Below are 13916 nucleotides of genomic sequence, written 5' to 3'. Positions count from 1 at the left end.
AAAGATTTGCGAGATAAAGCAGATAATGCCACTGCAAGATTGAATAGCTTTATTGATAAGGGATTAAATGATAAAGACCCTCAGGTCAGGGCACTTTTAAAAGGATTCGGAAAAGATTTGAATGTATGTTCTAAGCGCTTAGAAAATGAAATAATACTTTTTTCTAAACTATATTCTGAAGGGTTTTATGGCTTTGAACAAGTTGCCCTACATCACTATTTTTTTACAAAAGATATTCAGGAGCTAGAAAATGCGGTAAAAATAGTAAAAATCATTCCAGAATCAGTAGATGGAGCCTTAATAGGAATTAACTATATGAAGTCTAGTGTATCAAGAATCCCTAATAAGTATGCTGTGCTGAAAGAAGCTAAAATGGGCTTGCTTGACGTAATAGATTTGATAATTAATGAACTTTCAGAATCAAAGATAATGGCAATCGCATTTAAAGAAAAAGCAAGATTAGCGAAATGAAAATACCTATATTGAATGTGGCAGGTAAAATGCTTGAATCTAAATCTACTGCATTCAATCAAGTTCGTCTTGGGTGAACAATCCTGTACTCCGAGAATTGACATAAGTTATATTCAAGCCCATTAGTACAAAATAAGCCGTGAAAACAATTGACTTTAATTGAAGTCAAAAACTTACCAATCTTAAATTCATAATCCTCCACCCACATGGAAGATACCAATACCGCTACTACCGCAGCTTCCGAAAATGTGCAGTTGGAAGGTGGTACCTATGAAATCCTGCGCAGCCGTCTGCAGAAAAGCGGCACCGAGCTACGCGCACAGCTTGAGCAACTGAACCAGGAGCGGAAGAGCGTTTTCGGGGCCATCGAGACGAAGCTGATCACTACCGAGCGCATCACCACCGACAACAACTGCGTGCCCTGGGACATGGTGCCGGTGGGCTATACCTTGCTCTTTGGCTACAACGTATACCTCGGCCTCAAGTCAGAGGTGGAGCTGTCAGATGTGTTTGGCGTCTATACCTACGAAGGCCATGCTTTCCACCGGCAGCCGCTGGATATGCTGCAGGATAAAACCTTTGCAGAGGACTTCCAGAAGCTCTACAAATACTACAAGAATACCCAGTTCGTCAAGTTCGCGGTTATCGGAAACTACCTGTACATGGTGTTCCGGGTCGGCAAGGGTGTGAACGATATCAAGACCTTCAAGTGGCTGCTGCAAGGCAACTCGATCACCTACATCGATAACCGCAGCGACCACGAGTTTGTATACCCCAATCAGCACGATTTCACCTGGAGACGCGCCACACGCGAGGCACAACGCAAAGGCAAGTTCCCGCACGTATCCATCGAGGACAAGGTGTTTGTGGAAACCGTAGGGGGTGATCTGACCATCAAAGTAGAAGACAATACTGATTCCGGGCACGGCATTTATGCGGAAGAGGTCGCGGACAAGGACCAGACGCTCGATGATTCGGAGATCTACTATGCCATCCTGGGTAATATCATCCTGCTGAAGATCCGGCCTTACCGGGAAAACAACTACCGCTACATCGTCTTCAACTCCAAGCTGAAAGAGGCGCGCCGCATCGACGCCTTAGAGCATAGTTGCGTGCTGCTGCCAGACGGGCAGGGCATCATCTACGCCTACGGCTATTACCTGCAGACGGGCGAATTTAAAGCTTTCGAAAACAACCTGCAGGACATGCTCTTCGAGAAGCGCATCGCCTCTCCGAACGGCGAGGATTTCCTGTATGTGTTCTACAACAAAGAGTCCAGCGTATACCTGTTGCTGTCCTACAACCTGATCACGCAGCAGATCGAAACGCCGATCATCTGCCATGGCTACGCCATCTACGAGAACGGGGAGCTGTGCTATTTTCGGGCCGATGAGGAGGCGCAGAAGCACCACGCCATTCAGATCTGGCAGACGCCCTACATCGGGCCCAACTTTACCATACCGGTTACGCAGGAGTCCTACCTCTACAAGATCGGCAACAAGGACATTGTGCGGGCCATGGCCGAGAGCAACGAAGTGCTGTCGCTCCTGTACAAGGATGATTCCTATGCCAACCTATACCTGGATCTGATCAAGAAAACGACAGATGTACTGGATGCCTATCACTGGCTTAACCGTGCCGAAACCTACAACCTGGCAGCCCCGATTTCGGCTATCCGACAAACGGCCACCGCGGCAGTAGAGGAGTATGAAAAGGTGCTCAGCATCAAGAAGAACACCCAGGCGCAGATCAGTCAGGTGCTGGGGCAAGCCGACGCGCTGATCCAGACGCTGAAGCACAAGAAGGCAGAGAGCATCAACGACTACGTGCTATACCTGTCCGATCTGCGGGATATACGCGGCGAGGTGATATCGCTCAAAGAATTGCGGTATACCGACCTGCCAACCATTGAGAAATACGAAACGCTGCTGCAGACTTTTGCCCAGGAGACAGCCAACGGAGCCGTTGAGTTTTTACTACAGGCCAATGCACTCGCACCTTACGAGAAAAAGGTAAAGGAGATAAACACGGCCATCGAAGGTATAGCGAAAGTGGTAGAGGCTGATGCGACCGACAAGGAAATCGCGGCGGTGTCGGCGGAGCTGGAAATGCTGATCGATGTGGTGAGTAACCTCAAGATCGAAGACGCCACCCAGACCACCCGCATCATCGATACCATTTCGGCTATTTACGCCATCTTCAACCAGACCAAAGCCACCCTGCGCCGCAAGCGCAAGGAGCTGCTGAGTCAGGAAGGCAAGGCGGAATTCAATTCCCAGATCAAGCTGATCAGCCAGAGCGTGGTCAACTACCTCGATGTGTCGGACTCGCCCCAGAAGTGCGAAGAATACCTGGCTAAGCTGATGGTACAGCTGGAAGAACTGGAAGGCCGCTTCCCGGATTTTGACGAGTACATCGAGCAGCTCACTGTAAAGCGGGAAGAGATCTACAGCGCTTTTGAGTCGAAGAAGGTACAGCTGCAGGAAGCGCAGAACAAGCGCGCTGGCAGCTTGCAGCAAGCGGCCGATCGTATCCTGAAAGCCGTGCAGAACCGGGCCGGCAAACTGACCTCTGTGAATGAGATCAACGGCTATTTCGCCTCCGACCTGATGATTGAAAAGGTGCGGAGCACGGTGGAGGAGTTGCTCAGGATCGGTGACACGGTAAAAGCTGACACCATTCAGAGCCGCCTCAAAACACTGAAGGAAGACGCTGTTCGCCTACTCAAAGACAAGCAGGAGCTGTTTGTGGAAGGCGCCAATATCCTGAAGTTCGGCAAGCACCAGTTCACGGTCAACACCCAGCCATTGGAGCTAAGCGTAGTGCACCGCGATGACGCCATGTACTACCACCTCACCGGCACCAACTTCTTCGAGAAGATCACCGATGAATCGTTCCTGAGCTACCGCCCGGTGTGGGAGCAGACGCTGGTGTCGGAAAACAACCAGGTATACCGCGCCGAGTACCTGGCCTTTAAAATACTGGAAGCAGCACAGGACAAAGGTATAGCAAGCCAGCAATCAGAGAACAACCTCAAACTCCTGACTGTCGACGAACTGCACAAACTCACCGCAACGGAACTGACCGAGTATGTGAACAAATTCATGGCTGTTCGTTTCAACGAAGGCTATATGAAAGGCGTGCACGACCATGACGCGGCTCTTATTCTAGGTGCCTTGATTCGCCTGATCAAGACAGCCGATTTGCTCCGCTATACCTCCATCGACAGGGCCTGCGCGCAACTCTACTGGAAAGTTTTTGTGCCGCAATCAAAGAAGAAAATGCTGACGCACCAGCTCAAAGGGATAAGCGCCATTTTGCAGGTCTTCCCCGACACGCATCAGTTTGACGAAGTGAAGGCCGATCTGCAGCAGGAGTTGTATACCTTTCTACAGGAGACCGGGCTGTGTAAAGACGCAAATGCAGCGGAAGCAGGAGAATACCTGTTCTACGAACTCACCCGCGGCAACCACTTCGTCATCGACAGCCAGGCCGATGTCCTGTACGACAGCTTCAAACATTTCCTGACGGAGCGGAAGGTGCAGCATACCTACGAAGAGTCGGTCAAGGCGCTGCAGGAAAATACGGACCACCAGTTTGAACTCATCCAGCATTGGCTCAAGGCCTACCTGGCCCAGAGCGGACAACAGGATAAAGCCGATTTTGTAGCCGAAGTAGCTACTTTGCTATTGACCGACAGCTACAATCCGCTGCAGGTAGTGCACACCGTGCTGAAGGAAAATCTGCAAGGCATGCAGGGCGACCACCAACAGGTGCAGGGGCAGCAATACCAGCTGCACTATCACCAATTCATGTGCCGGCTGCGCGACTATACCTTCGGCACCGCCACCGCTTTTACAGCTTTCACGGAGCTCAAAAAGAACCTGACCCAGCAGGCCGAGCAGCAGCTGCGCCTGAACGAGTTCAAGCCGCGGGTGCTTTCCTCATTTGTGCGCAACAAGCTCATCGACCAGGTATACCTGCCGCTGATTGGCGCCAACCTGGCCAAACAGATCGGCGCGGCAGGGGAGACCAAGCGCACCGACCTGATGGGCATGCTCTTGCTGATCTCGCCGCCGGGTTATGGTAAGACGACGATCATGGAGTACATCGCCAACCGCTTGGGTATTATCTTTATGAAGATCAACGGTCCGGCCATCGGGCACCAGGTAACAGCGCTGGACCCGAAAGAGGCACCTAATGCCGCTGCCCGCGAAGAGTTGGAGAAGCTGAACCTGTCCTTCGAGATGGGCGATAACGTGATGATCTATCTCGACGATATCCAGCACTGTAATCCGGAGTTCCTGCAGAAGTTCATCTCGCTCTGCGACGCGCAACGCAAGATTGAAGGCGTGTACAAAGGCCGCAGCAAAACCTACGATTTCCGGGGCAAGAAGGTATGCGTCGTGATGGCCGGCAACCCTTACACCGAGACTGGGGAGAAGTTCCGCATCCCGGACATGCTCGCCAACCGCGCTGACATCTACAACCTGGGTGATATCATCGGCGACACGGAAGACGTGTTCAAGTTGAGTTACATCGAAAACTCGCTTACTTCCAACACCGTGCTGGCGAAGCTGGCGGCCAAAAGCCAGAAGGACATCTATACCTTGTTGCAACTGGCCGAAACCGGCAACAGCGAAGGACTGGAGTTCGAAGGCAACCACTCGGCAGCCGAGCTCAACGAGTACGTGTTGGTGCTCAAGAAGCTACTCAAGATCCAGGACGTGATCCTGAAAGTGAACCTGGAGTACATCCGTTCCGCGGCGCAGGCCGACGAATATAGAACCGAACCGGCTTTCAAGCTGCAGGGTTCTTACCGCAACATGAACAAGCTGGCCGAGAAGGTCATGCCAATTATGAACGACCAGGAACTACAGACGCTCATCCTCTCGCACTACGAAGCCGAGTCGCAGACGCTCACCACCGGTGCTGAAGCCAACATGCTCAAGTTCAAGCAGCTGATCGGCATCATGACCGAGGCGGAGGCGCAGCGCTGGGAAGATATCAAGGCCACCTTCGTCCGCAACAACCGCCTCAAAGGCTTCGGCGGCAACAACCAGGTCGGGCAGGTGCTGTCCGAAATGGAGAACATCTCGGGTGGACTGGCAGGTATAAAAGAAGTGCTCAGCCAGTTTAAGCCAAGCAGGCTGGAGACAGCAGAGGAGGTGTAAGGTATAGCGGAGGTAAACAGAAAGCCCCTGCAGGTATATACCTGCAGGGGCTTTCTGTTTTGATGTTTTAATACTTTAAAAACCCGTTTCGTCGGCACTCGGGCCGTAGCTGCCTGGTATGGGAATGTCGAGCAGGCGGAGGTACACGCCCAGCTGCGCGCGGTGGTGGATGATCTGCGAAATGGACATGCGGATGACATCGGCCTTGGAAGAGGTGCTGTAGATCTGGTCGCCTTCCCGCAAAGTCCACGGTTGATCCAGTTGCTCGTCTTGTGCCTCGGCCAGGGCAGCTTTTCCTTCGGCCTGTGATTTCTCGAAATACGCCACGAGTTCTTCGGTGTTGGCTATTTTCACAGGTTGGTAAGGATTTTGGGCAAAATCCAGTTCGTCGGTCGTCAGAGCCATTTTGATCCAGGCAGGCAGTTCTGCTACGTGCGTTGCCAACCGGATCATGCTCATACTTTTGGGGTGAGGCTGCCAGTCGTACTTGTCTGCGGGTACGCGCTCGAGCATTTTGCGGGTCGTTTGAGCTTCCTGCTCCAGCTCTTTGGTGAACAATTCAATCAGGGTCATGGAGGTTACGGTCATAGTTTTATTTTTTAGTTTAGGACAAAGATTCTATGGCCCACTGACAACCCTATGGCAGTGTACTTTTGAAGCTGAAAATATTTTTAGTAATTGACCGGCAGCAGCTTCATGTAGTCGCCCAGCACGATATGGTCTTTCTTCTCAAAAGGCTGCTCGGTGCTTCTGATCTTCAGGATGCGCGACACCCGGAAGTCACGGTACTCGTGCCGCAGGTGACACCAGGCGATCAGGTGCCAATTCAGCGCGTAGAACACCAGCCCGATGGACTCTACCAACCGAGCGCTTACTTCCTCTTTGTTGTTCTTGTAGGCTAGGTCCACCATCACCTTTGCGGCAATGGCATGCTGCAGGGCAGCCAGGTAATCGGAATTTAGTTGAAAGCAGGCCGGGATCTGCAACCGGATGTTATTGGTCAGCATTTCGAGCTTTTCCTTCTGTGAGGCCTTCAGCACGTTTTTGACTTTGGTGAGGGCACTGGAATAATGCTCCTGGATCGACCTATCGGCGAAACCGTAGACCATCGCTTCCATCAAAAGCAGCGCGCTGGCCTCTTCGGAGCTGAAGGAAACCGGCGGCAGGAAGTAGCCCTGCACGATAAAGTAGCCCTTGTGCTGCTCGAAGCTCACCGGCACGCCTTGCTCGCCGAGCGCCTTCACATCGCGGTACACGGTGCGGACACTGATCCCGAACCGCTCGGCAATCTGCTCTGCCGTTACGTACTTCTTCGACTGCAGCAGCGTCAGGATACCAAAGAGCCGGTCAATTCTGTTCATCGTTTTAGAGCGAGGGTAAGGTTGCAAAGGTAAAAGATGGCGCTCCCGGTTTGCCTGTTTAAGTGAGATCTTTTAAGTATACGAAAACATTTCTTCCGGCTATACCAATTCTTGCTCCACAGCAGAAACGGAAGCGGCAAGTTGTTCCTGCAGGCTAAGGATGCTGCCCAACCCTTTGAAATATACCCGCTGCATGCGTTCCGCGACCAATACTGTCTGGTTGATCAGCGCATTCAGTTCTTCTCCCTGAAGAGCATCGGCCGACACCCATACCAGTTCTTCCTGAAGCAGGTATTGGCGCACGGACTGTGTCGTATCGATGTTCTGTAGCGCAGGGAATACGAGAGCATCTGCCTCCTTCAGAATGGAATCAAACGCACCACGGTGGCTTCGGAAGTCTGCTGCAAACGCTTTTGCCTCCTGCTCTGTCAGGTGATTCCCTTTGCTGATGACCGCATCCAGAGAGTTTTGTAGGTTCTGCTGCTCCTGTTGCCATTTTCTATAATGCTCCAACCAACTCATCAGGAAGGTATAGCGCTGCAGCAGCTCCTCTCTTTTTTCCGGTTGACCTTCTGTCAGCAGGTAATGCACGGCAAACACGTTGGTGTCAAACTGCGCATACCAGGCTTCATCGGCCTCAAATACCAGCAGGCGCTGCTCCAGCAATGCCTGTGCTTCATGTGCTTCGTAAGTAAATCCGTTGCTGAGCGCGTACGTCTTGCGCTTGTCCTGTTTCTGAAGGATAAGCGTGAGTGTCTGGATATCCTTGTAACGTCCCAGCAATTCTTCCATCTTTTTCTGCAGACCTTCCCCATAAAGTGCTTGCAGGGCGGCTGGCAACTGGGCAGGAGTTATACCTGCAGCCGCTACCAATACCTGTAGATCTGACAGGTCCAGGTCGGAGAGCAAGCGGTTGTCGTAGACGCCCAGATAGTGGGGTTTATAGGTGGTTTCCTGCTGCTCTGCATCTACAAATGTTTGTACTTCCTCGGCCGGCGTAAATTTGATATTCGGATGCAGCTGCAGGTTTACCCGCAGCAGGTTTTGTGTAACAGTTTCTGCCAAATCCTGCGGCTCCTCGAACAGAAGCCAGGGCGAACGGTCATCTTCTATACCTGCAATGTATACAGCTTTGGCGTTTTGCTCCCGCTTACTATTGGAAGGGTGGCTGGCATACATCTCGGCTAGATGACCCTCTTTATCCTCAAATATAAAATGATTACCAGGTGTGGTTGGTTTTTTGTTTTCCAGCAGCGCCTCCTTAAACCCTTTCCGATGCCGGATCAGGTAATCCATGGCCTGGTTGTGGTGGTAGAACAGGTTGGTGGTATAGATCTTGTTGTCGATGGCGGTGGAGAGGTGGCTGTTGGAATGACTAAATGCTTCGCTGGCAGGCCCCAGGCGGTAGAGGGCGTTGACGATGGCATCGCTTCCGGTTACGCTCACGGCAACACGGTCCGCGTTGTATTCCATCTGGCGGGAGAGGGAGGCGTGCACCAGGTTGATGCCCTGGTAAATGAAGGCCATGAACTTGCGGATCAGCCACACAACGGGCATGAGCAGCCAGCCAAAGATGGCCAGCTGTATGTTCGTATGCTTCCACTTTTCCAGCAACTCATCCCATTTGTCGCGTTCGTACACCATGCCGTGGATGATGCGGTTGGCCATGTACACATAGCTGCCCAGCTTCATGCTGCTTTGCGAAAAGTGCCCGAACTCATGCGCCAGAACTGCCTTGAATTCGCTCAGGTTAACGGCATTCACGAGGCCCAGCCCGATCAGCAGGTTCTTCTTCACCGGCAGGAAAAGGCTCAGGATGGTGCTGTTGTAGAAAACACACGCATTTATCTCGTGGTTTACATAGACCTTGTGCGGCAGCGGGGCATTGGTTTCTTCACAAAGTTGCCTGATGAAAGCGAACAGGCGCGGGTGCTCTTCCTCTGTCACTTCTATGTTCAGCGGGTTATTAGTGTCGTGCTTCTTGAAGAGAAACTTGAGCAAAAAGCCAAACAGCATACCAGCCATACCGATAGCACCCGCTTTCAGCAGGATAGTCCACCTGTTAACATCCTCCATCGGGTAGCTGATGGCCAGGTAGAGCAGGTAACCGGCTACAGCCACCAGGGCCAGGTATAGAACCAGAAAAACTACCATCGCCAACAGCACATACACGACCTGGCTTTTGTAAGAAGAAGAAGGTTGCGTATACCCATGTGGTATACGCTGAGGACTTTCAGGGTAGAAGTGTTTCATAATAAAAAGGGTTGGATAGGGTAATATCTTATACCTTAAATATAACTATAGATCCAATTTTTCCTCCTTGTTTCCTAAAAAAATCACATAGAAAAATAACTTTCACTATAATAGGCCCCGGCTAATGTCTACCCTATTGCTAAACAGACAAGCTTATGGATCCCTCCTTTAAAAGTATAGTCTTCAACTCATGAAAACTGTTTTGCATCGGTACGATCTTTTCCTGCTTCTCCGCAAACTCCTGAAGTCTATCAGGTATAGCAATGGCTTCTCCCAATGTATCTTCCATCACCTCTTTGAATTTTGCCGGATGTGCCGTTTCCAGAAAGACCGCAATGGTTGGTTCTGTGGATTCGGCCAGGAATTGCTTGGCTCCGCTGTAAGCCACCGCCCCGTGAGGATCGAGTAAATAGCCGTACTGTTGGTATACCTCGCGTATGGCTTTTCGGGTCTCCTCGTCAGTAGAGGTATAGCCTGTTATGCTTTGCCGGAACTGCTCGAGGTCGCCGCCAAACAAGGCTTCCATGCGGGCATAATTGCTGGGACTACCTACGTCCATGGCATTGCTGATGGTCTGCACTGATGGTTTAGGTGTATACAGCCCCGTTTGCAGGTATAGCGGCACGACATCATTGACATTTGTGGAGGCCACAAAGTGGTGCACCGGCAGGCCCATGGCGGCAGCCAGCAGCCCGCCGGTCAGGTTGCCGAAGTTGCCGCTGGGCACGCTGAACACTAGGGGCTTGCCTTGCTGCTGCAGCTGACCATAAGCATAAAAATAGTAAAATGATTGCGGGATGAGCCGGGCAATGTTGATGCTGTTGGCGGAAGTGAGCAGGTGTTGCCGGTTCATCTCTTTGTCGCCTAAAGCCTGTTTGGCCAGCCGCTGGCAATCATCAAAAGTGCCGTCTACCTCAATGGCGGTGATGTTGTCGCCCCAGGTAGTGAGCTGCTTTTGCTGCAGCGGGCTTACCTTGCCCTTCGGAAACAGGATGTATACCTGTATACCTGGCACGTTGTGAAAGCCGGCGGCCACCGCGCTGCCCGTATCGCCGGAAGTAGCCACGATCACCTTCAACTGATCACTCTTATCGCGGGTAAAGTAGGCCATCAGGCGCGACATAAAGCGGGCTCCCACATCTTTGAAAGCCATCGTCGGGCCATGGAAGAGCTCGAGACTGTAGATGTCCTTTTCCACTTCCACCAGCGGTATCTCAAAGTTCATCGCCTCTTCAACCAGGGGTTTTAGTACCTGGTCCGGCACGTCCTGCTTCAGGAAAGCGGCGGCTACGGTATAGGCAATTTCCTGCAGGGAGAGCTGGTGCAGCTGCTCAAAAAAAGAGGATGGAAGTACAGGTATAGACGCAGGCATGTAAAGGCCTCCGTCCTCGGCCAGTCCTTTCAATACCGCTTGTTGCAAAGGGGCGTATGCTGCTTGTTTATTGGTGCTGATAAAGTGCATTATTGTTTGGCTAAAACGGGTTGTAGAGGTTTGATGACGGGTCCCTGCAGGTTGATCTCAGATACATACACGGTGCTGCCGATGCCTGCCTGCGCTAGCTTTGCCGCCAGGGCGCCGGTTACGTTGTGTGCAATGGTCTGGTTGCTACACAGCGCAAACACGGAAGGGCCGGAGCCGGAAATGCCAAACCCGAGTGCCTGCTGTTCCAGGGCAAGCTGGCGCATTTCCTGAAAGCAGGGGATGAGCATAGCGCGCATCGGCTCGATTACCACATCCTGCATGCTTCGGCTGATCAGGCCCAGGTCGTTGGTACAGAAGCCTGCTACCAGGCCTGCCACATTGCCCCATTGCGTAACGGCGTCCCGAAGCGGTATGTGCGTCTTGAGGATCTGCCGCGCTTCCCGGGTCGGGATCTCTACATGCGGGTATACCAGCGCACAAGCCAAACCTGCCGGAACCGGCAGCCGGACAACATCCAGGGGAGCATAGCTGCGCACCAGCACCAGGCCACCCAGCAGGGCAGGAGCCACGTTATCGGCGTGTGCATTGCCACAGGCCAGCCGCTCGCCCTCCATCGCGAAGGGCAGTAACTGTTCCCTTGTCAGGGGCTGGCCCATCAACTCATTGATAGCCACCAGGCCGGCAACGGCACTGGCAGAACTGGAACCAAGGCCGCTGCCGAAGGGCATCTGCTTGTACAATTCGATACTTACCCCCTGCGCTATACCTATATGCCGGAGGTAGTTGATCACCACAGCACTCACCGTGTTCTTTTCCGGGTCGCGGGGCAGTCGGCCTTCGTCCCCCTCCAGCACATCCAGCGTTACCTGACCGCTGTCGTTGAGGTGCATGATCACTTCATCGCCCGGTGCATTTACGGCAAAGCCCAATACATCGTATCCGCAGCTCACGTTGGCTACAGTAGCCGGTGCAAACACTTTTATCGATTTCATAAGTTTAAGTTTAATGAGTTTACTGCGCTGCCACCCGAACCAGATCTGCGAATACGCCGGCCGCTGTTACTTCGGCTCCTGCGCCAGGCCCTTTGACCACCATCGGATTCAGGCGGTAGCGATCGGTGGTGAACGAGATGATGTTGTCGCTGCCGGTGAGGTTGTAAAAAGGATGTTCCGGGCCAGCCATGATCAGTTCTACTTTTACATTCCCATTTTCCAGGGTGCCCACATAGCGCAGCACTTTATTGGCTGCTGCAGCCTCTTCTTTCAATCTGGCAAAATAAGCTTCGGCTTTCTCCAGCTCCTGGTAAAAAGCTTCCACAGAGGGGGCTGCTATACAGCTTTCCGGTAATACAGGCTGAATCTGTACATCCTTCAGTTCGAGCGGCAAACCGGTTTCACGGGCCAGGATGAGCATTTTGCGGGCAAAGTCAAGCCCACTGAGGTCATCGCGCGGATCTGGCTCGGTATAGCCTTGCCGTTGTGCCTCCCTGACCACTTCGGCAAACGTACGCGAGCCTTTGTATTCATTGAAGATAAAGGAGATGGTGCCTGAAAGGATAGCTTCGATCCTGAGTACCTGGTCGCCGCTGATGAGCAGGTCCTGCAGTGTCTTGATGATCGGCAGACCTGCTCCTACATTGGTCTCAAAAAAATAGTCTACGCCATACCTGCGCACCACCTGCTTGTCCTGATGGTAGTCCGGGAAGGAGCCGCAGTTGCGGATCTTGTTGCAGGTAACCACCGAAAAGCTTTGCTCAAAGAGCTGCCTGTAGCTGTTGGCTACGGCTACACTGCCGGTATTATCAATAAAAACCGAGTTGGGCAGGTTGAGTGCCACCGCCTGCTCTATAAACTGGTCCAGGTTGCTCTGTTCTCCCTCCGCCTGCAGGGCCTGCTGCCAGCTATTTAAACTGATGCCATCGCGGTTCCAGAGCATTTTTCTGCTGTTGCAAACGCCTGCCAGGTTGATCTTCAGGTGGCGGCTGGATTGCAGGAATTCCTGGTGCTGTTCCAGTTGCTTGAGCAGGGTGGCGCCGATGTTTCCAGTGCCGCAGCAGAATACGTTCAGCGTTTTGACGGGCGATAGAAAGAGCGCATCGTGCACTGAGTTCAGGGCCTTCGATAAGTCAGCGCTGCTCACCACGACCGAGATGTTGAGCTCGGAGGAACCCTGCGCAATGGCGCTCACATTCACGCCGCTGCGGCCCAGCGCGCTGAACAATTTGCCCGATAAGCCGATGGCCTTTTTCATGTTTTCCCCAACCACAGCCAGCACGCTATACCCGGTTTCAACCACTGGTCTGGAGAGCTTTCCGGTTACCAGCTCGTATTCGAACTCCGCTTCGATCGCCTTGCTGGCAACGGGTGCTTCATCCGGCGATACGGCGAGCGTGATGCTGTGCTCGGAGCTGGCCTGGGTGATCAGGATAACATTTACCCCTACCTGGGCCAGCGCTGTGAACAGCCGGCCACTGAAGCCTTTATGCCCTACCATGCCACCACCCTGTATGGTGAGCATACTCACAGCCGGAATAGAAGTGATGCCTTTTACAAGCGAGCCGTTCACAGAAGCCTGCGCGCTGATGGCTGTTCCTGCAAAGGAGGGGTTGAAGGTGTTCTTGACCACGATGGGTATCTTTCTGGCGATCGCGGGGAGCATGGTAGGCGAATGCACGACCTTGGCACCAAAGTAGGAAAGCTCGATCGCCTCGTTGTAAGACAGCTGTTTAAGCGGGAAGGCCTTCTTTACCAGTCGTGGATCGGCGGTCATGAAACCGTCGACATCGGTCCAGATCTGCACCTCTGCCGCACCAACAGCCGCTCCTACCAGGGTAGCCGTATAGTCGGAGCCACCACGGCCCAAGGTCGTAGTATTGCCCTGCTCATCGGAGGCTATAAAGCCGGTAATGACCGGAACTTCCCCCTTGTGTTGCTTGAAAAATGCTTGTACCTGCCGACTGGTAAGTTCCTCGTTTACGGTAGCTTTTCCATAGTTGCTGTCGGTTTTGATCAGCTGCCGTGCGTCGGCAAAGACCGCCCGGAGGCCATGCTGTTTCAGCACGTGTGTGATGGTGTAGTTGGAGCAGAGTTCTCCGTAGGCGGCCACCCGGTCGCGTATGCGGGCGGATGCTTCTCCCAAAGCCCGGACGCCGGCCAGCAATTCCTCCAGCTCATTGAAGTATAGCCTGAGGCCCAGTAAAGCGAGGTTCTGATTTTTTACCTCCAGCAGTTCCTT

Annotated in this window: 8 protein-coding genes; 2 read left to right on the top strand and 6 right to left on the bottom strand. The window is 52.7% G+C overall.

From position 1 onward, the window contains the following. Together OB13_RS00680 and OB13_RS00675 are read left to right on the top strand one after the other, a co-directional pair. On the top strand, window positions 1-471 hold a 471-nt coding region (locus tag OB13_RS00680; protein ID WP_461488211.1), incomplete at its 5' end, for a hypothetical protein. Between the two features lie 206 nt (window positions 472-677). Then, complete coding sequence (locus tag OB13_RS00675) at window positions 678-5645, top strand: DNA repair ATPase (protein WP_461488210.1); 4968 nt, start codon at window positions 678-680, stop codon at window positions 5643-5645. A 75-nt stretch (window positions 5646-5720) separates the two neighbouring features. Here OB13_RS00675 and OB13_RS00670 read toward each other — a convergent pair whose 3' ends face one another. From OB13_RS00670 to thrA, 6 genes are all read right to left on the bottom strand, one after another. Next, window positions 5721-6218, bottom strand: coding sequence for a DinB family protein (locus tag OB13_RS00670; protein WP_461488212.1), 498 nt, complete (start codon window positions 6216-6218; stop codon window positions 5721-5723). 98 nt (window positions 6219-6316) lie between these two features. Next, entirely contained in the window at window positions 6317-7006 is a 690-nt protein-coding gene (locus OB13_RS00665; RefSeq protein WP_461488209.1) for a helix-turn-helix transcriptional regulator, read from the bottom strand. 99 nt (window positions 7007-7105) lie between these two features. Then, window positions 7106-9259: a M48 family metallopeptidase gene (locus tag OB13_RS00660; protein WP_461488208.1), complete on the bottom strand. Its 2154-nt coding sequence runs from the start codon at window positions 9257-9259 to the stop codon at window positions 7106-7108. A gap of 139 nt (window positions 9260-9398) precedes the next feature. Further along, on the bottom strand, window positions 9399-10721 hold the full coding sequence (thrC, locus tag OB13_RS00655; RefSeq protein ID WP_461488207.1) for a threonine synthase: 1323 nt from the start codon (window positions 10719-10721) through the stop codon (window positions 9399-9401). Continuing rightward, on the bottom strand, window positions 10721-11674 hold the full coding sequence (locus OB13_RS00650; protein WP_461488206.1) for a homoserine kinase: 954 nt from the start codon (window positions 11672-11674) through the stop codon (window positions 10721-10723). Before OB13_RS00650 ends, thrC begins: the two co-directional genes overlap by 1 nt. Window positions 11675-11693: 19 nt before the next feature. Continuing rightward, window positions 11694-13916: bifunctional aspartate kinase/homoserine dehydrogenase I (thrA, locus tag OB13_RS00645; protein WP_461488205.1), on the bottom strand; the 2223-nt coding region annotated here is incomplete at its 5' end.

It is taken from the genome of Pontibacter sp. HJ8 (genome assembly GCF_054824225.1).
The sequence above is the reverse complement of the archived record's forward strand: the minus strand, read 5'-3'. Positions and strand labels throughout refer to the sequence as shown.